At 54.7% G+C, this 21,601-nt stretch carries 25 protein-coding genes; 14 read left to right on the top strand and 11 right to left on the bottom strand.

Translation table 11 applies throughout. The features are described from left to right. Nucleotide 1: 1 nt before the first annotated feature. A complete protein-coding gene (locus WFL93_RS02770; protein WP_336777201.1) occupies nt 2–658 on the bottom strand; it encodes an HAD family hydrolase in 657 nt (218 codons plus the stop codon). 276 nt (nt 659–934) lie between these two features. On the opposite strand from WFL93_RS02770, the gene WFL93_RS02765 reads away from it, so the two are divergent. Further along, nucleotides 935–2,140, top strand: coding sequence for a serine hydrolase (locus WFL93_RS02765; protein ID WP_049850992.1), 1,206 nt, complete (start codon nt 935–937; stop codon nt 2,138–2,140). Nucleotides 2,141–2,207: 67 nt separating this feature from the next. On the opposite strand, the gene ybjG is transcribed toward WFL93_RS02765, so the two are convergent. Both ybjG and WFL93_RS02755 read right to left on the bottom strand, forming a co-directional pair. Next, on the bottom strand, nt 2,208–2,813 hold the full coding sequence (gene ybjG, locus WFL93_RS02760; protein ID WP_049850993.1) for an undecaprenyl-diphosphate phosphatase: 606 nt from the start codon (nt 2,811–2,813) through the stop codon (nt 2,208–2,210). 364 nt (nt 2,814–3,177) lie between these two features. Then, the gene (locus WFL93_RS02755) at nt 3,178–4,866 is read right to left on the bottom strand and encodes an aspartate:alanine antiporter (RefSeq protein WP_007887678.1); all 1,689 of its coding nucleotides are present in this window, start codon (nt 4,864–4,866) and stop codon (nt 3,178–3,180) included. Between the two features lie 252 nt (nt 4,867–5,118). Here WFL93_RS02755 and ybjM point away from each other — a divergent pair, with 252 nt between their 5' ends. Beyond that, complete coding sequence (gene ybjM / locus WFL93_RS02750) at nt 5,119–5,490, top strand: inner membrane protein YbjM (protein ID WP_336777200.1); 372 nt, start codon at nt 5,119–5,121, stop codon at nt 5,488–5,490. A gap of 33 nt (nt 5,491–5,523) precedes the next feature. Here the strand turns inward: ybjM and WFL93_RS02745 are convergent, their stop codons facing one another. After that, on the bottom strand, nt 5,524–5,787 hold the full coding sequence (locus WFL93_RS02745; RefSeq protein ID WP_007887673.1) for a GrxA family glutaredoxin: 264 nt from the start codon (nt 5,785–5,787) through the stop codon (nt 5,524–5,526). A gap of 170 nt (nt 5,788–5,957) precedes the next feature. Between WFL93_RS02745 and WFL93_RS02740 the strand changes: the two genes are divergently transcribed. The 10 genes from WFL93_RS02740 (at nt 5,958) to rlmC (ending at nt 14,695) form a co-directional block, all read left to right on the top strand. Next, nucleotides 5,958–6,209, top strand: coding sequence for a DUF1418 family protein (locus WFL93_RS02740; protein WP_007887671.1), 252 nt, complete (start codon nt 5,958–5,960; stop codon nt 6,207–6,209). Nucleotides 6,210–6,224: 15 nt separating this feature from the next. Then, nucleotides 6,225–6,947, top strand: a complete 723-nt coding sequence (gene nfsA / locus WFL93_RS02735) for an oxygen-insensitive NADPH nitroreductase (protein WP_049850995.1) — start codon at nt 6,225–6,227, stop codon at nt 6,945–6,947. 17 nt (nt 6,948–6,964) lie between these two features. Next, on the top strand, nt 6,965–7,867 hold the full coding sequence (rimK, locus tag WFL93_RS02730; protein ID WP_007887665.1) for a 30S ribosomal protein S6--L-glutamate ligase: 903 nt from the start codon (nt 6,965–6,967) through the stop codon (nt 7,865–7,867). 87 nt (nt 7,868–7,954) lie between these two features. Next, nucleotides 7,955–8,437 (top strand): YbjN domain-containing protein, encoded by a 483-nt coding sequence (locus tag WFL93_RS02725; RefSeq protein ID WP_007887662.1) that lies wholly within the window; start codon nt 7,955–7,957, stop codon nt 8,435–8,437. Between the two features lie 372 nt (nt 8,438–8,809). After that, entirely contained in the window at nt 8,810–9,919 is a 1,110-nt protein-coding gene (gene potF, locus WFL93_RS02720) for a spermidine/putrescine ABC transporter substrate-binding protein PotF (RefSeq protein WP_007887660.1), read from the top strand. Nucleotides 9,920–10,033: 114 nt separating this feature from the next. After that, the gene (potG, locus tag WFL93_RS02715; protein WP_007887659.1) at nt 10,034–11,167 is read left to right on the top strand and encodes a putrescine ABC transporter ATP-binding subunit PotG; all 1,134 of its coding nucleotides are present in this window, start codon (nt 10,034–10,036) and stop codon (nt 11,165–11,167) included. A gap of 9 nt (nt 11,168–11,176) precedes the next feature. Further along, complete coding sequence (potH, locus tag WFL93_RS02710; RefSeq protein WP_336777199.1) at nt 11,177–12,133, top strand: putrescine ABC transporter permease PotH; 957 nt, start codon at nt 11,177–11,179, stop codon at nt 12,131–12,133. Beyond that, nucleotides 12,130–12,975, top strand: a complete 846-nt coding sequence (potI, locus tag WFL93_RS02705; RefSeq protein ID WP_007887657.1) for a putrescine ABC transporter permease PotI — start codon at nt 12,130–12,132, stop codon at nt 12,973–12,975. The genes potH and potI overlap by 4 nt, the downstream gene beginning before the upstream one ends. A 74-nt stretch (nt 12,976–13,049) precedes the next feature. Continuing rightward, a complete protein-coding gene (locus tag WFL93_RS02700; RefSeq protein ID WP_336777198.1) occupies nt 13,050–13,517 on the top strand; it encodes a YbjO family protein in 468 nt (155 codons plus the stop codon). Between the two features lie 47 nt (nt 13,518–13,564). After that, entirely contained in the window at nt 13,565–14,695 is a 1,131-nt protein-coding gene (rlmC, locus tag WFL93_RS02695; protein ID WP_049850996.1) for a 23S rRNA (uracil(747)-C(5))-methyltransferase RlmC, read from the top strand. A gap of 49 nt (nt 14,696–14,744) precedes the next feature. On the opposite strand, the gene artJ (WFL93_RS02690) is transcribed toward rlmC, so the two are convergent. The 6 genes from artJ (WFL93_RS02690) to WFL93_RS02665 form a co-directional block, all read right to left on the bottom strand. Further along, nucleotides 14,745–15,476, bottom strand: coding sequence for an arginine ABC transporter substrate-binding protein (gene artJ / locus WFL93_RS02690; protein ID WP_049850997.1), 732 nt, complete (start codon nt 15,474–15,476; stop codon nt 14,745–14,747). Between the two features lie 130 nt (nt 15,477–15,606). Then, nucleotides 15,607–16,275: an arginine ABC transporter permease ArtM gene (artM, locus tag WFL93_RS02685; protein ID WP_336777197.1), complete on the bottom strand. Its 669-nt coding sequence runs from the start codon at nt 16,273–16,275 to the stop codon at nt 15,607–15,609. Nucleotides 16,276–16,277: 2 nt separating this feature from the next. Continuing rightward, complete coding sequence (artQ, locus tag WFL93_RS02680) at nt 16,278–16,991, bottom strand: arginine ABC transporter permease ArtQ (protein ID WP_007887649.1); 714 nt, start codon at nt 16,989–16,991, stop codon at nt 16,278–16,280. Between the two features lie 6 nt (nt 16,992–16,997). Next, entirely contained in the window at nt 16,998–17,729 is a 732-nt protein-coding gene (gene artJ, locus WFL93_RS02675; protein ID WP_007887647.1) for an arginine ABC transporter substrate-binding protein, read from the bottom strand. Nucleotides 17,730–17,744: 15 nt separating this feature from the next. Further along, complete coding sequence (gene artP, locus WFL93_RS02670) at nt 17,745–18,473, bottom strand: arginine ABC transporter ATP-binding protein ArtP (protein WP_049850999.1); 729 nt, start codon at nt 18,471–18,473, stop codon at nt 17,745–17,747. Nucleotides 18,474–18,712: 239 nt separating this feature from the next. Beyond that, entirely contained in the window at nt 18,713–19,252 is a 540-nt protein-coding gene (locus tag WFL93_RS02665; RefSeq protein WP_336777196.1) for a lipoprotein, read from the bottom strand. Nucleotides 19,253–19,359: 107 nt separating this feature from the next. On the opposite strand from WFL93_RS02665, the gene WFL93_RS02660 reads away from it, so the two are divergent. Both WFL93_RS02660 and WFL93_RS02655 read left to right on the top strand, forming a co-directional pair. Further along, nucleotides 19,360–19,680: a heavy metal-binding domain-containing protein gene (locus tag WFL93_RS02660; protein ID WP_007887640.1), complete on the top strand. Its 321-nt coding sequence runs from the start codon at nt 19,360–19,362 to the stop codon at nt 19,678–19,680. After that, complete coding sequence (locus WFL93_RS02655; RefSeq protein WP_336777195.1) at nt 19,680–20,504, top strand: N-acetylmuramoyl-L-alanine amidase; 825 nt, start codon at nt 19,680–19,682, stop codon at nt 20,502–20,504. The genes WFL93_RS02660 and WFL93_RS02655 overlap by 1 nt, the downstream gene beginning before the upstream one ends. Nucleotides 20,505–20,563: 59 nt before the next feature. On the opposite strand, the gene ltaE is transcribed toward WFL93_RS02655, so the two are convergent. Further along, complete coding sequence (gene ltaE, locus WFL93_RS02650) at nt 20,564–21,565, bottom strand: low-specificity L-threonine aldolase (protein WP_336777194.1); 1,002 nt, start codon at nt 21,563–21,565, stop codon at nt 20,564–20,566. Nucleotides 21,566–21,601 lie beyond the last annotated feature (36 nt).

Here is a 21,601-nt window from a genome sequence, read left to right as displayed (position 1 = left end):
CTCAACGTACCCAGTTACACACTTCCCAACCGCGCTGCTGCGCCTCTTGTAGCAGCAGCGGGTTGGGGTTCACTACCCAGGCATGATCGGCATGCGTCAGCAGCGGCAAATCGTTCATGGAATCACTGTAAGCCCAGGTGCGTTCAAAGCGCTGCTCCTGCTGTAAGGCTTTCCAGTCACTGAGGCGCGTCACTTTGCCTTCGCGATAGGTCATGGTGCCGTAGGTTTGGCCGCTGTAGCGTTCATCCACCACTTCCACGCCAATCGCCAACGCACCGTGTACGCCAAGACGTTCGGCAATCGGCACGGCTAAATGGTCGCCGCTGGCGGTAATGATCATCACCGTGTCGCCGCGTTGCTGATGCCACTCGATGCGCGCGCGCGCAGCAGGAAAGACGCGCGGCATGATGTCGCGATGGATAAAGCGGCGTACCCAGCCTTCGACGGTCATGGTTGCCATGCCAGCTAACGGTGCCAGCGTGGTGTTCATATACTCTTCAATTGATAACGTACCGGTGTGATACTGCTCCATCAGGATTTTCTCCTGCTGAATGATCTCTTCGGGGGCAAATCCCTGTGAAACCAGCCAGCGTAGCCACAGGCTGGTGCTGTCTTCACAAATCAGGGTTTCATCCAGATCGAAAATGGCTAAGTCCATCGCGGCTCTCCTCAGGCTGACTGAGATTCAGGTTAGCGGAAATTTGTGACTGGCTTAACCGTTCTGCGAAAAATCGGAATTACACGCAATTTTTCTTTGCGGTCAGCCGCGCAAAAGTGGCAGCGCAGGGCGGTTGGTGCCAGGGTTACTCTAATAAACTCTATAAAACTTTACGATTGAACGGTTTTTTTCGCTGGCATGAACCGTTAGCGTTGGGCGAGACACGTCTTGCCTGCAAGAAAACCAAGATTTAACAAGGACAATCTGGTCACGCTCATGAGAAAAAACACCTTCGCTTCTGTCTGGCGGCCGCTGGCTGCTTCTTCACTATTACTGCTTTTTATTCCCGTCACCACGCAGGCTGAGCAGGCACCTGCAGCACCGCAAATTGATGCCAAAGCCTGGATCTTAATGGATTACAACAGCGGAAAAGTGCTGGCGGAATCCAATGCCGATCAGCGTCTCGATCCGGCAAGCCTGACCAAAATGATGACCAGCTATGTGGTCGGCCAGGCGTTGAAATCGGGCAAAATTACCAATGACGATATGGTGACCATCGGTCAGGATGCCTGGGCTACCGGCAATCCAAAACTGCGCGGTTCATCGCTAATGTTCCTTAAACCCGGCGACCGCATTCCGGTATCAGAACTGAATAAAGGCGTGGTGATTCAGTCCGGCAACGATGCGTGCATTGCGCTGGCCGATTATGTGGCGGGCAGTCAGGATTCGTTTATCGGCTTGATGAATAACTACGTCAAAGCCTTTGGTCTGCAAAATACTCACTTTATGACGGTGCACGGTCTGGATGCCGAAGGGCAGTACAGCACCGCGCGCGACATGGCGATTATCGGTCAACGTCTGATTAGCGATGTGCCGGAAGAGTACGCGCTTAACAGTGAAAAAGAGTTCACCTTCAACAAGATCAAGCAGATGAACCGCAACCGCCTACTTTGGAGCAGCAATCTGAAGGTGGATGGCATTAAAACAGGCCATACCTCTGGCGCGGGTAACAATCTGGTGGCATCGGCCACCGAAGGCGATATGCGTCTGATTTCGGTAGTGCTCGGTGCGGCGACCGATGCAACGCGTTTCCGCGAGAGCGAGAAGTTGCTGACGTGGGGTTTCCGCTTCTATGAAACGGTCACGCCGATTAAAGCTGACAAGCCGTTTGCCCAGCAGCGCGTGTGGTTTGGCGATCGCAGCCAGGTCAATCTTGGCGTGGCCAAAGACGCGGCGATTACCGTGCCGAAAGGGCAGATGAAAAATCTCAAGGCCAGCTTTACTCTGAACTCACCGCAGCTGGAAGCGCCGCTAGAGAAAAATCAGGTGGTCGGCACCATCGACTTCCAGCTGGATGGCAAAACCATTGAACAACGTCCGCTGGTGGCGATGGAAGCCGTGCCGGAAGGCGGCTTTGTTGGCCGGATCTGGGATTTCGTGATGATGAAATTCCACGGCTGGTTCGGGAAGTGGTTTAGTTAATTAGACGGTGCGCAGCCCTGCGCACCTGATGAATTTGTTGGGTCGCCACTCATGGCGACCTCATCGCTCACTCGCGAATCCAACCCTTCTTAATCGGCATAGCGAACAGCGCGCGATACACCTGATGGGTGAACGCCAGCATCCGCTGACCATAAAGCTGCCATGCCATGTGTGACGCCAGGCAACCCAGCATGCCGACCAAAAATCCGCCCAGCATATCCAACGGCCAGTGCACGCCAAGGTAGACGCGTGACCAGGCAATGGCGCTACCGACGACCAGCAACAGTACGCCAGACCACATGCGGTGCCAGAAGATAAACGCCAGCGCAAAGGTGAAAATGGTGGTGCCGTGATCGCTCGGATAAGAGTCGTCTGGCGCATGCGACAGGAACTGATGGCCGAAACCGATGGCGAAAGGGCGTGGATGCGGCAGCAACTGACCCACGCACCATGAAATGCTCAATGCATACAGCAGCGCCATGCCGGTTTTTAGCACCAGTTCGCGCTGTGATTGCACCTGATCGCGCGGTCCCCACAACCAGAGCGCGACAATCAGCAGCGGCACAATGGCAATCACATCTTTGGCGATAAACGTCGCCAGACCGATCAGCCATTGCGGTGAATCCTGCGTGGCGTTGATCCATAAAAAAAGCGTGTGGTTAAGTGCTTCCATCACGATTGCGTATCCTCGACTTGTTTACCCAAACAACACCAGTGTAAAAATTGCCAGCAAAATAAAGCTGATAGCCTAAAAGCGCGCGCATCAGTAATAAATAGTCGCGCTCTTAATCTTATTGCGGGTTGTTGGAGTGTTTAACTTTGATGAAAGTTGCATGAATATTGGAAAATAGCGCAGGCGGTGGACAGGCTGACAATTTACGCAGCAGTGAACCTTAAACCACAGGATCGATAGCCATAAAAAAACCCGCAAGTCATTGACCGGCGGGCTCCGCAATTTGGGGATTTCAAAGAAAAGCAGTGGCACTTATTCAGACTGCGACCCCAAAAGAAAGTTCGTTATTGCGTCAAATATATTTTTAGAATGGCAATAGCGGCCAGATTATCACTATCAAGGTGCCCGCCAGCGTGAGCAATACGTTGGCAATTGCGTAGGTGCCGGCATAACCCAGCGCGGGAATGCTGCTGCGCGCGGTATCGCTGATGATCTCCATTGCCGGCGCACAGGTGCGTGCCCCCATGATGGCGCCAAACAGCAGGGCGCGGTTCATACGCAGCACATAGGCGCCAAACAGATAGCAAATCACCACCGGCAGCAAACTCACCAGCAGGCCACTCAGAAGCATCAATGCGCCTGCGCTGCCAAAACCGTGCTGCAAGCCGCTGCCCGCACTCAGGCCGACGCCGGCCATAAACACCATCAGGCCAAACTCTTTCACCATCGTCAGCGCGCCCTGCGGGATGTAGCCAAACGTGGGATGGTTGGCCCGCATAAAGCCAAGCATAATGCCGGCGAATAGCAATCCGGCGGCGTTGCCGATGCCGAAGCTGAAGTTGCTGAACTGGAAGGTGATCATGCCCACCATCAGGCCGACGATAAAGAAGGCGCAGAAGGCGAGGAGATCGGTGATTTGGCTGTGGATGGCGATAAAACCAATGCGGTCGGCCAAACTCTTTACGCGACGCGCTTCGCCGCTCACCTGCAGCACATCACCCTTGTTTAGCATGATGCTGTCATCAATCGGCATCTCAATCTGGCTGCGGATCACGCGGTTAAGAAAACAACCGTGGTCGGTCAATTTGAGGTGACTCAGGCGTTTGTTAACCGCGTTGTGGTTTTTCACCACGATCTCTTCGGTAACGATGCGCATATCCAGCAGATCGCGATCGAACACTTCTTTGCCGTTGCGGAAGCTGGGATCCAGGCGCGCATGCGCATCGGGATAGCCTACCAGCGAGATATCGTCGCCGAGCTGTAACATGGCGTCTCCATCCGGGCTGGCGAGAATACCGTTGCGGCGCAGCCGCTCGATATAACAGCCGGTCTGGCGATGAATGCCCAGCTCACGCAGGTTTTTGCCGCCGCTCCACTCCACCAGTTCCGGGCCCACGCGATAGGCGCGGATGACCGGCAGAAACACCTTGCGCTGGCTATCGGCATCAAGGCCGCGCTCGCGGGCAATTTGCTGCGCGCAGGTTGGCAGATCCTGATGCTGCAGGCGCGGCAGATAGCGCGCACCAAAAATCAGGCTCACTAATCCCACCAGATAGGTGAGGGCGTAACCGAGGCTAAGGTTATCCTGCATCAGCGTGAGTTGATGACTGTCGCTGATGCTTTGCCGCAGCGTATCACCCGCGCCCACTAACACCGGCGTCGAGGTCATTGAACCTGCCAGCATGCCCGCGGTTAAACCAATATCCCAGCCGAACAATTTGCCGAGCGTCAACGCGATTAACAGCGCGCTAACCACCATAACAATCGCCAAAAAGAAGTAATTTTTACCGTCACGGAAAAAGATTGAGAAAAAGTTTGGCCCGGCTTCCACGCCGACACAAAAAATAAACAACATAAAGCCAAGACTTAAGGCGTCAGTATTAATAGCGAAATGCTGCTGGCCTAAAATTAGCGAAACAACCAGTACACCAATGGAATTACCGAGTTGGACCGAGCCGAGGCGTAATTTACCCAGGCAAAGTCCGAGTGCTAAAACGACAAATAATAACAGAACGTCATTTCCGCTTAACAATTCTGCGACGTTAATGTTCACGGTTTAACTTCTTCTTTACCTGTAACAAGTTGATGAGCAGGACTTTTTTCGCTATCTTGTGCCGACCGCTAAGGTTTCTGCAACAAAAAAGCTAAGACCTCATACTAAAGCGGCGTCATTCTAATCATAATTAACATCCTCAGCTATCGGCAGTTTTCATTCCTTTCGCCTCCAGCTGTTTCTTTTTATTTCCAGTCGTGCGCATCAGGGCAAAAAGTTTCATAATTGTTAACGTAAAAGTTGAGGCTAATTATGTTGCAGCGCAATAATCGCTGGCCAGCATCGGTTCTGGGCGTGATGCTTTATACGCTGGTGTTTATTTATGCACACCATTTCTGGGCCGCCGCCAGTGAACAAGCCGTGCGCGGACAACCAGAATTACTGCTGTTTTTATTACCGGGGATGTTAATGGCGCTTTTGCAGCCAGAGAGTCCGCTGGTCAGCACGTTGTGGATTGCGCTGGGTGGGACGCTGCTGGGAATGATGTGGCTGATGCTGGTCATACCGATGACGCACAGCGCCTTGCTGATTGTGGCCTGGAGTTTAAGTGCGCTGTTCTGGGCGGGATGTGGGGCACTGCTGGTGCGCTTGCTACGGATTATGCTGGCGATGCGGGCTGAATAGCCCGATCAAAAACGGGCCCGCAGGCCCGTTATCTTACGCTTCTATACCCAGGTTTTCTTTCGTCCAGGCAGCAAATTCGGTGTAACCACCAATGTGCTGATCGTCGAGGAAAATCTGCGGCACGGTGGTTACCGGCTTGCCGGCACGCGCTTCCAGATCGGCTTTGGTGATGCCGGTGGCCTGAATGTCCACGTACTGATAGTTAAAATCGTCGCGCTCGCTGGTCAGCTTTGCCGCCAACTCTTTTGCACGTACGCAGTAAGGGCAGCTAGAACGGCCAAAAATCACTGCAATCATTGCTTCTCTCCTTCCGCTGCTGTTTTGTGACTAGAATCACATCACAGCGTGAATAATGCGTCACATCATGCCCGCCCATCCTGCTTAAAGGAAGAAGAAGTTACCTGTTATTCTGATATCTGCTGCCTATGCAGACGCTAAAACTGATTGTACGCCAAAGGAACCCTCGCATGCGTAATCTCGCCACATTACCCAAACCCGTGTTGCTGCTCGAAGTGCTCGGCGTGCTTGCCGTAGTGGGTGCGCTGCTACTGACCAATGACTGGGTGAGCGCACCGGATTTTATGGCCAAAAAGCCGCTGGCGACGCTGCTGTTTTTTCTGGGCATCGCGCTGATGCTGCCTGCAGCATGGATGATGATGTGGCGGACGGCGAAGGCGATGGCCCCGCAATTGTTCAATCATTCCAACAAAAAGAAGTAACCACCGGAGAGGATTATGACGCCGACTATCGATTTACTGTGCAGCCACCGTTCTATTCGCGCCTTTACCGAACAAGGCATTGATGAGGCGCAGCGCAGCGCCATTATTGCAGCGGCACAAGCGGCCTCAACCTCCAGCTTTTTGCAGTGTTCCTCCATTATTCGCATCACCGATCGAGAAAAACGTGAGCAGCTGGTGCAGCTTACCGGCGGCCAGCCTTGGGTTAGCGCGGCGGCGGAATTTTGGGTGTTCTGCGCTGACTTCAATCGTCATCAGCAGATTTGCCCGGATGCGCAGCTGGGACGCGCTGAACAGCTGCTGCTCGGCTGCGTTGATACCGCGCTGATGGCGCAAAATGCCATGGTCGCGGCAGAATCGCTCGGCCTTGGCGGCGTATTTATTGGCGGAATTCGTAACAGTATTGCTCAAGTCACCGAACTGCTTGAGCTGCCGAAGTTTGTGCTGCCGCTGTTTGGTTTCTGCGTCGGTCATCCAGCGGATGCGCCGGACGTTAAACCGCGCATGCCGCAGGCGATGCTGGTACACGAAAATCGTTATCAACCCGTCGATAAAACCGTGCTGGCACAGTACGATGAGCAAATTACCGCCTATTATCAGCAACGCGACAGCAATCAGCGTTCTGAAAACTGGAGCCAGCTGATTCAGCGTCTGATCATTAAAGAAACGCGTCCATTTATTCTGGATTACCTGCATCAGCAGGGTTGGGCGACACGCTAAGCACAAGGAACTCTGCAATGAAGATGGCCATTCTCACCCGCGATGGATCGATCTATTCGTGTAAACGTCTGCGCGACGCCGCGGAAGAGCGTGGCCATCAGGTGCAGATCATCGATCCGCTCTCCTGCTACATGAATATCAACTCCGATTCGCCGGCGGTGCACTACCGCGGCGAGGCGCTGGGGCATTTTGATGCGGTGATTCCGCGTATCGGCACCGCCACCACCTTTTACGGTACGGCAGTGTTGCGCCAGTTTGAGGTGCGCGGCAGCTATCCGCTTAATGAATCGGTAGCGATTACCCGCGCGCGCGACAAACTGCGTTCACTGCAGCTGCTGGCGCGTGAGGGGATTGATATGCCGATCACCGGCTTTGCCTCCTCGCCGGATGATACCGATGATTTGATTGCCATGGTCGGCGGTGCGCCGCTGGTGGTGAAGCTGGTGGAGGGCACCCAGGGCATCGGCGTGGTGCTGGCAGAAACGCGTCAGGCGGCGGAGAGCGTGATCGATGCCTTTCGTGGCCTCAACGCACATATTTTGGTGCAGGAGTTTATCAAGGAAGCACAAGGGCGCGATATTCGCTGCTTAGTGATTGGCAATGAAGTGGTGGCGGCGATTGAGCGCGAAGCAAAAGAGGGCGATTTTCGCTCCAACCTGCATCGCGGCGGGAAAGCCCGAGCGGTGGAGATCACCGCACAGGAGCGGGAAATTGCGGTGAAAGCGGCCAGCACGCTCGGTCTCGAAGTGGCTGGTGTGGATATTCTGCGCGCACATCGCGGGCCGCTGGTGATGGAAGTGAACGCTTCGCCGGGGCTGGAAGGCATTGAGGGCATTACCGGTTTGGATATCGCGACCATGATGATCGCATGGATAGAGCAACATGCTTGCCCCGGCTATCGTCCTAAAACCGGCGGCTAACCCGCGTTTTTCGGCGGTTTTCGTGGCATCCAGATCGGTTTTTCCGTAAGCTAAGGCGCTCATTTCTTCACCCCACAGGATATTACGATGGATTCACTGGTCGTTCCGGACATTGACGTGCTGCGTCGCTGGCTGGATCAACAAAATATCACCTGGTTCGAATGCGATGCCTGTCAGGCACTGCACCTGCCGCACATGCAGAATTTTGACGGGGTGTTTGATGCAAAAATTGACCTGGTGGATAACGTCATCCTCTTCTCCGCGCTGGCAGAAGTGAAACCCACGGCGCTGATTCCGCTGGTGGGCGATTTATCGCAGATCAACGCCAGCTCGCTCACGATTAAAGCCTTCGTGGATATTCAGGACGACAATCTGCCGAAGCTGATTGTCTGCCAGTCGATCAGCACCACCGCCGGATTAACCTTCGGTCAGTTCTCCCACTTTATGAAGCAGAGTGAAGAGGGCGTTTCCATGGTGATTATGGAAGCCTTCGCTAATAACTTGCTCATCATGGAAGGAGAAGAAGAGGAGCGACAGCCCAGCACCAGCAGCCACGCGATGCTGCACTGAGTTCCCCGCCTCGCTAACTGCCGCTTTTTGCGGCAGTTTTCATTTCTGCCCCACCACTTTTTATTCTGCACTTTGCCCTTTATTGCCAGATATTAGTTGTGCTTTATGCCACTAGTGCCAAACCCCATAGCAGAAACATGCATAACTTATCGCGAAAAGGCGTTTTTTAAGCTGGGATCTGGTGCAGTAGGTAAGGGGGGGCTATCCTTGCGGGGCTGACTGGGACAAGCAACCTCAGCACAACTATAGGTTTTTGCTATTAAACTCCCGCTGAATATTGATTCATTGTGTGCCTGTAATTTTTACAGAAAACGCAACGTTCGGATCGCGTGTATACAGCGTTGTAATGACCCGCTCAGGAGGAAGGAAAACATGTTCAACCAACGTCAAAAATGGTTGCCAGGTGTGGTTGCTGGTGTGCTGATGGCTGCGGCCGCCGGTGCTCAGGCAGAAGATAAAACGCTGCATGTGTATAACTGGTCAGATTATATCGCGGCTGACACGGTGCCGAACTTTGAGAAGTTGACCGGCGATAAAGTGGTTTACGACGTTTTCGATTCCAACGAAGTGCTGGAAGGCAAACTGATGGCCGGTAGTACCGGTTATGACGTGGTAGTGCCATCGTCGAGTTTCCTTGCGCGTCAGCTGCAATCGGGCGTGTTCCAGGAGCTGGATAAGAGCAAGCTGCCAAACTATAAAAACCTCGATCCCGATCTGATGGCGAAAGTGGCCCAGCACGATCCTGGTAACAAATACGCGATCCCTTATCTGTGGGGCACCACCGGCATCGGCTATAACGTCGATAAAGTGAAAGCCGCACTGGGCAAAGATGTACCGCTGGATAGCTGGGATCTGGTGTTGAAACCGGAAAACCTGGAAAAACTGAAAGGTTGCGGCGTCTCCTTCCTTGATGCACCGGAAGAGATTTTCGCTACCGTGCTCAACTACCTTGGCAAAGATCCCAACAGCTCTGACGCGAAAGATTACTCTGGCGCGGCGACCGATTTGCTGCTGAAACTGCGTCCGAACATCCGTTACTTCCACTCGTCGCAGTACATCAACGACCTGGCGAACGGCAACATCTGCGTAGCGATTGGCTGGTCGGGCGATATCCTGCAAGCGAAAGATCGTGCGGATAAAGCCAATAACGGCGTGCATCTGGGCTATATCGTGCCGAAGCAGGGCGCCCTGGCGTTCTTCGACATGTTCGCGATTCCAAAAGACGCGAAAAATGTAGAAGGGGCATACAAATTCCTCAACTACATGATGGATCCAAAAGTCATTGCTGATGTTTCCAACAACATGAACTATGCCAACGGTAACAAAGCCTCGCTGCCGCTGATTAATGCGGACGTGCGCAACAATCCGGGCATTTTCCCAACGCCGGATGCCATGGCCAAACTGTTTGTGCTCAAGGTCCAGGATCCGAAACTGGATCGTGTGCGTACCCGTGCATGGACTAAAGTAAAAAGTGGTAAGTAACTCGTTCTGAACGAGTATTGCCTGAAGACGACAGCAGAGGCGCGGTACTGGCCTCTGTTGTGCCATTTTTAGCGGCTGGCTGTGCCGCGCGATTTTAGCGCCGGAGAAATGTTAGTGAACGACGCGATTCCCCGCCCCCCAAATAAAACCGCTAAGGCGTTGACGCCGCTGCTGGAAATTCGCAATCTGACCAAATCTTTTGACGGCCAGCACGCCGTGGATGATGTCAGTTTGACCATTTACAAAGGTGAAATTTTTGCGCTGTTGGGTGCTTCCGGCTGTGGTAAATCCACGCTGCTGCGTATGCTGGCGGGATTCGAACCGCCGACCAGCGGCCAGATTGTGCTGGATGGTCAGGATCTCTCGCACGTAGCGCCGTATCAACGCCCAATCAACATGATGTTTCAGTCCTACGCGCTGTTCCCGCACATGACGGTGGAGCAGAACATTGCCTTTGGTCTGAAGCAGGACAAACTGCCGAAAGGTGAAATCAACAGCCGCGTCGAAGAGATGCTGTCGCTGGTGCACATGCAGGAGTTTGCCAAACGTAAGCCGCATCAGCTCTCTGGCGGCCAGCGTCAGCGTGTGGCGCTGGCGCGTAGCCTGGCGAAGCGTCCGAAACTGCTGCTGCTTGATGAACCGATGGGCGCGCTGGATAAAAAGCTGCGTGACCGCATGCAGCATGAGGTGGTCGATATTCTTGAGCGAGTGGGCGCCACCTGCGTGATGGTGACGCACGATCAGGAAGAAGCGATGACCATGGCGGGCCGCATCGCCATCATGAACCGCGGCAAATTCGTGCAGATTGGTGAGCCGGAAGAGATTTACGAGCATCCAACCAGCCGTTACAGCGCCGAGTTTATCGGTTCGGTGAATGTGTTTGAAGGCCTGCTGCGCGACCGCGGTGAAGACGCGCTGATCATTGATGCGCCGGGCTTAGTGCATCCGCTGAAGGTGCAAACTGATGTCTCCGTCGTCGATAACGTGCCGGTGCACGTTGCGCTGCGCCCGGAAAAAGTGATGCTGTGCGAGGAAGTGCCGGCCGATGGCTGTAATTTTGCCGTCGGTGAAGTGGTGCACATTGCCTATCTTGGCGACCTGTCGATTTATCACGTGCGTCTGCGCAGCGGCCAGATGATTAGCGCACAGTTGCAAAATGCCCATCGCTACCGCAAAGGCGCGCCAACCTGGGGCGATGAAGTCCGTCTCTGCTGGGACGCTGACAGCTGTGTGGTTCTGACGGTTTAAGGGGGCGATATGAGCCAGATTTCTCAACGCCGCGTGCCTAAAGTCGTGGGCACGCCGCTGCAGCGCTGGGCAACGCGCATCAAAATGCAACACGGCCGCAAGCTGGTGATTGCGCTGCCTTATCTGTGGCTGATCCTGCTGTTTCTGCTGCCATTCCTGATTGTGCTGAAGATCAGCTTCGCCGATATTGCGCGCGCCATTCCGCCGTATACCGATTTGGTTACGTGGGCGGATGGTCAGCTCAATCTGGTGCTCAATCTCGGTAACTACTTTACGCTGACCGACGATCCGCTCTACGCCGATGCCTATCTGACGTCGCTGAAAGTGGCGGGCATTTCGACCATTATCTGCCTAATGATCGGCTATCCGCTGGCGTGGGCGGTGGCGCACAGCAAGCCGTCAATGCGCACCATTTTGCTGCTGCTGGTGATTTTGCCGTCGTGGACCTCATTCCTGGTGCGCGTTTACGCGTGGATGGGGCTGCTCAACAACAACGGCATTATCAACCGTTTCCTGATGTGGCTCGGGGTGATCGATCACCCGCTGGTGATTCTCTACACCAATACCGCGGTGTATATCGGTATCGTTTACTGCTATCTGCCGTTTATGGTGCTGCCGATTTATACCGCGCTGACGCGTATTGATTATTCGCTGGTGGAAGCGTCGCTGGATCTCGGCGCGCGTCCGTTAAAGACCTTCTTTAGCGTGATTGTCCCGCTGACCAAAGGCGGGATTATTGCCGGCTCAATGCTGGTGTTTATTCCGGCGGTGGGCGAGTACGTGATTCCTGAACTGCTCGGCGGTCCGGACAGCATCATGATTGGGCGCATTTTGTGGCAGGAGTTCTTTAACAACCGCGATTGGCCGGTAGCGTCCGCGCTGGCGGTGATCATCCTGTTGATTCTGATATTACCGATCATCTGGTTCCACAAGCATCAGAACCGTGAAGTGGGAGAGAAAGAGTGAGCCAGTTACCTACCATTCGATCTCCGTGGCGCACCGTGATTCTGGTGCTGTGCTTTATGTTCCTGTACGCGCCGATGCTGCTGCTGGTGGTGTACTCCTTCAACAGTTCGCCGCTGGTGACGGTGTGGGATAGCTTCTCATTCCACTGGTACAAAGTGCTGTTCCAGGATCAGGCAATGCTCGATGCGGTGGGGCTTAGCCTGACTATCGCCGCGCTCTCAGCAACGATGGCGGTGGTGCTCGGCACCATGGCGGCGGTGGTGATTGTGCGCTTTGGCCGCTTCCGCGGGCATAACGGTTTCGCCTTTATGCTGACGGCGCCGCTGGTCATGCCTGATGTCATCACCGGTTTATCTTTGCTGCTGCTGTTTGTGGCGATGGGCAATACGTTTGGCTGGCCGAGCGATCGCGGCATGCTAACTATCTGGCTGGCGCACGTGACCTTCTGTACCGCTTACGTGGCGGTGGTGATCAACTCGCGTCTGCGTGAACTGGATCGCTCGATAGAAGAAGCGGCGATGGATCTCGGTGCCACACCGGTGAAAGTGTTCTTCGTGATCACCGTGCCGATGATCGCACCCGCGATTGTCACCGGCTGGCTGCTGGCGTTTACCCTATCGCTCGACGATTTGGTGATCGCCAGCTTCGTCACGGGTCCAGGCGCAACCACCTTGCCGATGGCGATTTTTGCCACCGTGCGGCGTGGGGTAAATCCGGAGATCAACGCCTTGGCATCGTTGATTCTGTTTGTCGTCGGTTTAGTCGGTTTTATCGCCTGGCGCTTTATGGCGCACGAAGAAAAGCAGCGATTACGCGATATTCAGAAAGCAAAACGTGGCTGAACATCGTAACATTTGCCACCATAAGAACGGGCTGATTATTTCGGCCCGTTTTATTATGGTGACGGAGCTAAACCATGTCGGAAACCCTGAAAAACGGTTCAATGATTAACGCGACGCCGGTGCCGGTCATGGTGGCGGGCAGCGCGATTATTATCACGCGCTGCCTCAGCGTGTTGATGCTGGCCAACGAACTGGGTTACGACGAACTTGCCAACTTTGTGCATCGTAGCGCGCAGGCCTGGGATTCCACGCTGATATTTATCGCCAGCCAGCTGATTTTCCTGTTTGAACTGCGCTGTGCCTTCACCCTGATGCGGGGCAATAACCGTGGACGCTGGGGCTATGTTGTCACGCAAATCATTGTGCTTTTCTATATGTTGATGGCTTCGGTTGGCTGGATTTATCCAGAGATTTTCAGCATTCCCGGCGAAAGCAATGCGCAGATTATTCATCATACCCTGCAGCAAAAGCTGCCGGATGTGCTGGTACTGCTGCTGCTGTTTTTGCCCGCCAGCAGCCGCGCTTTTTTCCGGCACCGGTGATACAATCGGCCCCCATTTTTTTCCCGATTCTGAATACAGGCCTTTCCATGTATTGCGCGCTTTATGATGCCGGTCGCTGTCGCTCGTGCCAGTGGCTGGAAAAACCCTATCCACAACAGCTCAACGACAAACAGTCGCTGCTGGAGCAGCTGCTGGCGGAAAGGCCGGTCGCCGAGTGGTTGCCGCCGGTTGAGTCTGAGCAGCAAGGGTTGCGTAATAAAGCCAAAATGGTGGTTAGCGGCAGCGTAGAGCGTCCCATCCTCGGTATGGTGGCGCGCGACGGTGAACCGGTTGATTTGTGTGCCTGCCCGCTCTATCCCGACAGCTTCGGTGCGGTGTTCGAGGTACTTAAGCCCTTTATCGCCCGCGCGGGGTTAACCCCGTATAACGTGGCGCGCAAACGCGGTGAGCTGAAGTTTTTGCTGCTGACTGAAAGCACCCAGGGCGGCATGATGCTGCGCTTTGTGCTGCGATCCACCACTAAGCTGGCGCAGCTACGTGCGGCACTGCCGTGGCTGCAGCAGCAGTTACCACAGCTGAAAGTGATCTCCGCGAATATTCAGCCGGTGCACATGGCGATCCTTGAAGGTGATGAAGAGATCGCGCTGACGCCGGATCAAGCGCTGGCTGAACGTTTTAATCAGGTGCCGCTCTATATTCGCCCGCAAAGCTTCTTCCAGACCAACCCGCAGGTTGCCGCCAATCTTTACGCCACCGCGCGCGATTGGGTGGCGCAGCTGCAGGTCAGCAGCATGTGGGATCTGTTTTGTGGCGTTGGCGGGTTTGGTTTGCACTGCGCGACGCCAGACATGCAGCTGACCGGGATTGAAATTAACGCCGAAGCCATCGCCTGTGCGCAGCAGTCGGCGCAGCAGTTGGGGCTGGAGAAGGTGAGCTTTGCCGCGCTGGATTCCACCCAGTTCGCTACTTCACGGGAAGCCGTGCCGCAGCTGGTGCTGGTCAATCCGCCGCGTCGCGGCATTGGTGCGGAGTTGTGTGCTTATCTCAGTGAGATGGCGCCCGATTACATTCTCTATTCCAGCTGCAATCCCACCAGCATGGCGCAGGATATCGCGCGTCTAACGGATTATGACGTCAGCCGTGTGCAGCTGTTCGACATGTTCCCGCACACCGCGCATTTTGAAGTGCTGTGTTTGCTGACAAAGAGAACAGCGTAACGCCTGCCATACAGAATCTGTCAGGCGGCGCCACGCCATCCCATCAGACTTATTCCGGGAACCACTTCTGATTAATCTGCTGCCAGGTGCCGTTGGCTTTCAACGCCACTAACGCGCTATTTAGCTCGTTTAGCAGCGGCTCATTGCCTTTACGTACCGCAATGCCTAAGCCGGTGCCGAAGAAATCGGTATCGGTGATATGCTCGCCGACTGCACTGAGATCCTCATTGGCCTTCAGCCACTGATTGACCACCGCCGTGTCACCAAACACGCCGTTCAGGCGACCGTTTTTCAAATCAAGAATCGCGTTTTGATAGCTGTCATAGGCTACCGCCACCACCTCCGGATGCTTCTCCAGCAGGTATTTCTGATGTGTGGTGCCGTTCTCAACGCCGACACGTTTGCCTTTAAGCTGGCTGAAATCGCTGAACTGGCCTTTGTGCGCAATCACGATGGCGGAGTTGGCGTAGTAAGGCTGGGTGAAATCCACCTGCTTGCTACGATCGGCGGTGATATCCATACCTGAAATCACCGCGTCGTAGCGACGGAATTTCAGCGAGGGAATCAGGCTATCGAAAGCATTATTGGTGAAGCTGCACTCCGCTTTCATTTGCTGACACAGTGCTTTTGCCAGATCGATATCGAAGCCGACGATTTGATTGTCGTGATCGAGCGATTCGAAAGGGGGATAAGTTGCGGAAGAGGCGAAGCGGATTTTTTCCGCCGCATAAGCATTCATTGCCAGAGTTGCCAGCGCAGCAGCAACGATCCATTTTTTCATTATATAACTCCTGTAAACCTTGCCAGAGACGGAACGGGTTACACGATGCCAGTTAATGAATTTATATGCAATATTTTTGCTTAATAATATGAAAGGGCGAGCACCTTATTCGGTGCCCGCTCTGTTGACATCAGTTGCGGCGCTCAAACGCCAGCGCACGTTTTTCCACCAGGCGCATCATGAGCGTCAGCAAACCGTTAACCACCAAATAGATCAGGCCAGCGGCGGCGTAGACCGAAATGTCGTAAGTGCGGCCATACAGCAGCTGTCCGTGGCCCATCACTTCCATCAACGTAATGGTGTAAGCCAGCGAGGTACTTTTAAATACCAGCACCACTTCGTTGGAATAAGACGAAAGGGCGCGCTTGAAGGCGTACGGCAGCAGAATGCGCAGCGTGTCTTTGCGATTCATACCCAGTGCGGCGCAGGACTGCCACTGACCGGATGGAATGGCGCGCACCGCGCCGTAAAACAGCTGCGTAGTGTAAGCGGCGCTGTTCAGTGACAGCGCCAGCAGCGCACACAGCCAGGGCTGCGACAGCAGATGCCACAGCCACGGAATGTTCTGGATGCTGGGGAACTGGCCGGGACCGTAATAAATCAGGAAAATCTGCACCAGCAGCGGGGTGCCGGTAAACAGCGTGATATAGCCTTTGACTATCCAGTTTAGTACCGGCACTTTGAGCGCCAGTACAATGGTGCACAGCAGCGACAGTACCAGCGCGGCAATCAACGATGCCACGGTCAGCGTCAGGCTGGTATGCAGCCCTTTGAGCAGCTCGGGTAAGTAATCCAGCATGCTTAAGCCCCTCGCTCGAAACGCGTGGTGCGCAATTCAATGCGGCGCAGCACGGCCTGACTGAACAGCGTGATGATCAGATAGATCGCCGCCGCCACCAGATACCAGGTAAAGGGTTCTTGCGTGCGCGTAGCAATGCTTTTGGTCTGTAGCATCAGATCATTCACGCTGATCAACGATACCAGCGCGGTATCCTTCAGCAGTACCAGCCACTGGTTTCCGAGGCCTGGCAGCGCATGACGCCACATCTGCGGCATAATCAGGCGCAGGAAAATCGCCGACTTTTTCATGCCGAGCGCCTGACCCGATTCCCATTGACCGACCGGCACCGCTTTGAGGGCGCCGCGCAGGGTCTGTGATGCATAAGCAGAATAGAGCATCGCCAGCGCAATCACGCCGCACAGGAAGGGGCTGACGTCAAAGTTCTCAATCTGCACCTGCACCGGAATGTTGAACAGACCAAGATTGATGTGGAAGCCATCGGAGAGCGTCAACAGCAGCTGTGAGGCGCCGAAGTAGATAAACAGTACCACCAGAATTTCCGGCAGGCCTCGAATCAGCGTCACCAGACCGGTGCCGATCCATGCCAGCGGTTTCCAGCGCACCGATTCCCAGCCAGCAAAAATCATCGCCAGCACAAGGCCGGCGATCAGTGCACAAACGGCAAGGCCGACGGTCATCCCGGCGGCGCTTGCGAGTGGAATCATTTCATTCATCAGAAATTACTGCTGGAACCATTTGCTGTAGATGGTTTTGTAGGTGCCGTCGGCTTTGATCTTCTCCAGGGCGGCATTGAATTTGCCCTGCAGCTCAGTGTTGCCCTGGCGCACCGCAATACCTAAGCCGGTACCGAAGTAATCTTTGTCGGTCACTTTCTCGCCCAGCGGTGCGAGGTTGGCGTTCTGCTTCAGCCACTCATTCACCACTGCAGTGTCTCCGAACACCGCATCGATACGGCCATTTTTCAGATCAAGCACCGCATTTTGATAGCTGTCGTAAGGCACAACGGTGATATCGCTATGCTTGTCAGACAGGTATTTCTGGTGCGTGGTGCCGTTCTGCACGCCGACACGTTTACCTTTTAATGCAGCGACGTCAGCGACTTTATCTTTCTGCGCGATGAAGATGGCGGAGTTGTCGTAATACGGCTTGGAGAACAGCACTTGTTTCTCACGATCTGGGGTGATGTCCATGCCGGCCATTACCGCATCGAAACGGCGGAACTTCAGGCTTGGAATCAGACTATCGAACGCCTGATTAGTGAAGGTGCAGGTCGCATCCATCTCTTTACACAGCGCGTTAGCCAGATCGACATCAAAGCCCTGAATTTTATTGTCAGAGTCGACGAATTCAAACGGAGGATAGGAAGCCTCGGTGGCGAAACGCAATGTCTGTGCCGCAGAAGCGCTCAGGCTCAGGCCGGCAAGGAGGGCAGCAATTACAACTTTTTTCATTAGAAGCTTCCTGACTTAATGCGAAAGATAATTAGCAAACGCGTCGGTTTGCGGCTGTGTAAAGTGGCTGGCATCACCTTGCTCCACAATGTGACCGTTTTCCATGTACACCACGCGGCTGGCGGTTTTACGCGCTACTTCCACTTCATGTGTCACGATCACTTGCGTGATGTTGGTCTGTGCCAGCTCACGAATAATGCTAACGATCTGGGCGGTAATTTCGGGATCGAGTGCGGCGGTCGGTTCGTCAAACAGCAACACCTGCGGTTCCATCATCAGCGCACGTGCAATGGCAACGCGCTGCTGCTGACCGCCGGAAAGGTGCAGCGGGAAACGATCGGCATACGGCGTCAGGCGCAGGCGATCCAGCAGCTTTTCGGCACGCGCACGCGCAGCGTCTTTGCTGAGACCGAGCACGCGGCACGGGGCTTCAATCAGGTTTTGCACCACGGTGAGGTGCGGCCACAGATTGTATTGCTGAAACACCATGCCGACGTTCTGACGCAGCTCGCGAATCGCGCTGTCAGAGGGGGCTTTGGTGAAATCAAACTGGTTGCCGGCAATCTGCAGGCTGCCGGAGCGCGGTTGCTCCAGCAAATTGAGCACGCGCAGGAGCGAACTTTTACCCGCGCCACTCGGGCCGAGCAACACCAGCGTTTCTCCCTGCGGACAAGCCAGGTTGATATCGAACAGTGCCTGATGGGCACCGTAAAAACAGTTTATGGCGTTTAGTTGAATACTCATGCGCTAAAAATGAATAGTAATTAGTGTCGCGGATTTTAACGTCACCAGAATAGTTATGCAATTGTGGTGGGTTAATATTTATTAAAGAGCAGTGAAACATCCAAAGCGTAGCACAATATCGCGCCACTCACGGCGGGTAAGGGCTGACGAGGCGAATTTAGTTCACAAATTATAAACAAAAAGCGCCGCAAGGATGCGGCGCGCTAATCAATAGAACGGAGTGCTGGAAAAGTGAACGACTATTTTTTCGCTTCCAGCAGCTGCGTCAATGAACCACCGTTAACGTGCGGCACATCGCTGACATAACGCACATCATCCACGACCCAGCAGGTGCCTTCGTGGATCATGAGCACTTCGTCGTGCCACGTTTTATCATCGCGGCTCAAATCCACGCGCAGCGGGATGTTGCGCGCATCACGGTTAGGGATGGTTGAAGCACTGGCGACATCCGCCGAAGTTGGTCCTTGCGCCAGGCTTGAGAACAGATCGCCGCGGGTCCACGTCGCCGGTTTCGGATTCTGACTGCTAGCGCTCAGCAGTTTCTGATACAAACGATCGCTCAGGTAAGGGCGATATTTCGCCAGCTGGGTGCTATCCGGCAAGCCCTGAGTGGGCTGGCTGACGCGTAAATCATAGAACTGTTGCGCCACGCTGTCCGGACCACCCTCAACGCAGGCAGCGGTGCGCGGGCCATTATCCTTAATCACTGGCTCAACGGTGGTACAAGCACTCAGCAGTAACGCAGCGGGAATAAGCAGCGCAAAGGCATGGTTTCTCATCTCGATTTCCTTATTGTTCACTGGCAAAGCGCCATTTTTAGCATAGAGTATAGCCTTGCTTTTACGCCGTAAGAGCTATAACTCGCTGATTAAGAAAAGGAGAAAGTATGAAATTTTCCACTACGCCTACGCTGGAAGGACACAGCATCAGTGAATATTGCGGTGTGGTTGCGGGCGAAGCGATTCTGGGCGCCAACATCTTCCGCGACTTCTTCGCCGGTATCCGCGATATCGTTGGTGGCCGTTCTGGTGCGTACGAAAAAGAGTTACGCAAAGCGCGGCAGATCGCCTTTAAAGAGCTGGAAGAGCAGGCCAAAGCACTGGGTGCCAATGCGGTGGTGGGGATCGATATCGATTACGAAACCGTGGGCAAAGAGGGCAGCATGTTGATGGTGAGCGTCACCGGCACCGCGGTGATTATTCGCTAATGCGCGTGGTTTTCCTGCTGGCGATGGCGTTGCTGCTGAGCGCCTGTCAGTCATCGATTGAAGCGCGTCACGGCTATTGGGTGGATACCGCGCATCCGGCGCAGGGCGCGCGGCCACGCATCAAAGTGGTGGTGATTCACTATACCGCCGAGGATTTTTCCAGTTCCCTGGCAACGCTGACCGATCGTGAAGTGAGCGCGCATTATTTAATTCCTCGTCATCCGCCGCAGAAAAACGCGCAGGGCATCATTTGGCAGCTGGTGCCGGAAAGCCAGCTAGCATGGCATGCTGGCCCCAGCTTCTGGCGCGGTGCAACGCGCATCAATGACACCTCGATTGGCATTGAGATGGTTAATAGCGGTTACCGTCGAACATTGACGGGCGTACAGTGGCAGCCCTTTACTCCAGCACAGATCGATGCGCTGAAGGCGCTAGTAGAAGACATTACGCAGCGCTACGGCATTTCGCCGGAAAATGTGGTGGGGCACAGCGATATCGCGCCGCAGCGCAAGCAAGATCCGGGTCCGCTGTTCCCCTGGCAGCAGCTGGCTGCGCAAGGTGTAGGTGCATGGCCTGAGCAGGCTACGGTGCAGCGCTATCTCAACGGACGCGCTGCGGATGAAGCGGTGGATCAAGAGGTGTTGCTGGAGGCGTTGCAGCGCTACGGTTATGACGTCGCCGCAGCAACCACACCACAGATGCAGCGCAAGCTGATTGCGGCGTTTCAGATGCACTTCCGTCCAGCAGATTATCGCGGGATCGCCGATGCGGAAACCCTGGCGATTGCCCGCGCGCTGCTGGCGAAATACGGTGCGGCGCAGTGAGGTAGAGCGCATGGGTCGCCATCATTGGCGACCCGACGAAGCATTGCGCGTACCAGGATTTACTGCTGCAGGAATGCCTGCCAGTGCGCCACCAGCCGTTGCAAATCCTGACGGCTGACATCCAGATGCGTCACGATGCGCGTTACTGGCCCGACGCTGACTAGCACGTCGCCCGATTGCATCCAGCTTTTCAGCGCTTCAACTTTCTCTGGCGCTACTTTCACAAACAACATATTGGTGTGCTGGTTCAGCACCTCAACGCCGATGGCGCTCAGCTGCTCGCCTAACCACGCCGCGTTGTCGTGATCCTCTTTAAGGCGTGCCACATTGTGTTGCAATGCATACAAGCCAGCCGCTGCCAGAATGCCCGCCTGACGCATGCCGCCGCCGGTCATTTTGCGCCAGCGCCGCGCCTGCTCGATATACGCCTCATCGCCACACAGCAGCGAACCGACCGGCGTGCCGAGGCCTTTTGACAGGCAGATGGTCAAGGTGTCGCAGTAACGCGCAATCGCTTCCAGCTCTACATTCTGCGCCACCACGGCATTAAATATACGCGCGCCATCAATATGCAGCGCCAGCTTACGTTCACGAGTAAATTTCCACGCTTGTTCGAGGTAGCTCAACGGCAGCACCTTACCGTGATGGGTGTTTTCCAGGCTAAGCAAACGCGTGCGAGCGAAGTGGAAATCATCGGGTTTGATAGCGGCAGCAACGTCGGCCAGCGGCAGAGAACCATCTTCGGCATGCAGAATCGGCTGTGGCTGAATACTGCCCAGCACCGCTGCGCCACCGGCTTCGTATTTGTAGTTGTGCGCCTGTTGACCAACGATATATTCATCACCGCGCTGGCAGTGACACAGCAGCGCCACCAGATTTGCCTGGGTGCCGGTGGGGAAAAACAGCGCAGCGGCCTTGCCACTCAAGCGGGCCGCTTCAACTTCCAGTGCCTGTACGGTGGGGTCATCGCGATAGACATCATCGCCAGTTTCCGCCGCCATCATAGCATCGAGCATGGCAGCACTGGGGCGGGTTACGGTATCACTGCGTAAATCGATCACGTCGCTCTCCTGAAATAAAAAAGCGGGCAAAGTGCC

It is taken from the genome of Pantoea sp. USHLN256, from assembly GCF_037149875.1.
Lineage (GTDB): Bacteria > Pseudomonadota > Gammaproteobacteria > Enterobacterales > Enterobacteriaceae > Pantoea > Pantoea nemavictus.
This window is presented reverse-complemented; position numbering and strand designations above follow the sequence as displayed.

Bases quoted from the DNA above. Each gene is read 5' to 3' on its own strand.
- potF (WP_007887660.1), top strand. From the start codon at position 8,810: ATGTTCAACCAACGTCAAAAATGGTTGCCAGGTGTGGTTGCTGGTGTG.
- WFL93_RS02745 (WP_007887673.1), bottom strand. From the start codon at position 5,787: ATGATTGCAGTGATTTTTGGCCGTTCTAGCTGCCCTTACTGCGTACGT.
- nfsA (WP_049850995.1), top strand. From the start codon at position 6,225: ATGACGCCGACTATCGATTTACTGTGCAGCCACCGTTCTATTCGCGCC.
- WFL93_RS02740 (WP_007887671.1), top strand. From the start codon at position 5,958: ATGCGTAATCTCGCCACATTACCCAAACCCGTGTTGCTGCTCGAAGTG.
- artJ (WP_049850997.1), bottom strand. From the start codon at position 15,476: ATGAAAAAATGGATCGTTGCTGCTGCGCTGGCAACTCTGGCAATGAAT.
- artM (WP_336777197.1), bottom strand. From the start codon at position 16,275: ATGCTGGATTACTTACCCGAGCTGCTCAAAGGGCTGCATACCAGCCTG.
- ybjM (WP_336777200.1), top strand. From the start codon at position 5,119: ATGTTGCAGCGCAATAATCGCTGGCCAGCATCGGTTCTGGGCGTGATG.
- WFL93_RS02700 (WP_336777198.1), top strand. From the start codon at position 13,050: ATGTCGGAAACCCTGAAAAACGGTTCAATGATTAACGCGACGCCGGTG.
- WFL93_RS02665 (WP_336777196.1), bottom strand. From the start codon at position 19,252: ATGAGAAACCATGCCTTTGCGCTGCTTATTCCCGCTGCGTTACTGCTG.
- WFL93_RS02660 (WP_007887640.1), top strand. From the start codon at position 19,360: ATGAAATTTTCCACTACGCCTACGCTGGAAGGACACAGCATCAGTGAA.
- WFL93_RS02770 (WP_336777201.1), bottom strand. From the start codon at position 658: ATGGACTTAGCCATTTTCGATCTGGATGAAACCCTGATTTGTGAAGAC.
- potH (WP_336777199.1), top strand. From the start codon at position 11,177: ATGAGCCAGATTTCTCAACGCCGCGTGCCTAAAGTCGTGGGCACGCCG.
- rimK (WP_007887665.1), top strand. From the start codon at position 6,965: ATGAAGATGGCCATTCTCACCCGCGATGGATCGATCTATTCGTGTAAA.
- artP (WP_049850999.1), bottom strand. From the start codon at position 18,473: ATGAGTATTCAACTAAACGCCATAAACTGTTTTTACGGTGCCCATCAG.
- artJ (WP_007887647.1), bottom strand. From the start codon at position 17,729: ATGAAAAAAGTTGTAATTGCTGCCCTCCTTGCCGGCCTGAGCCTGAGC.
- ybjG (WP_049850993.1), bottom strand. From the start codon at position 2,813: ATGGAAGCACTTAACCACACGCTTTTTTTATGGATCAACGCCACGCAG.
- WFL93_RS02725 (WP_007887662.1), top strand. From the start codon at position 7,955: ATGGATTCACTGGTCGTTCCGGACATTGACGTGCTGCGTCGCTGGCTG.
- WFL93_RS02655 (WP_336777195.1), top strand. From the start codon at position 19,680: ATGCGCGTGGTTTTCCTGCTGGCGATGGCGTTGCTGCTGAGCGCCTGT.
- rlmC (WP_049850996.1), top strand. From the start codon at position 13,565: ATGTATTGCGCGCTTTATGATGCCGGTCGCTGTCGCTCGTGCCAGTGG.
- WFL93_RS02765 (WP_049850992.1), top strand. From the start codon at position 935: ATGAGAAAAAACACCTTCGCTTCTGTCTGGCGGCCGCTGGCTGCTTCT.
- artQ (WP_007887649.1), bottom strand. From the start codon at position 16,991: ATGAATGAAATGATTCCACTCGCAAGCGCCGCCGGGATGACCGTCGGC.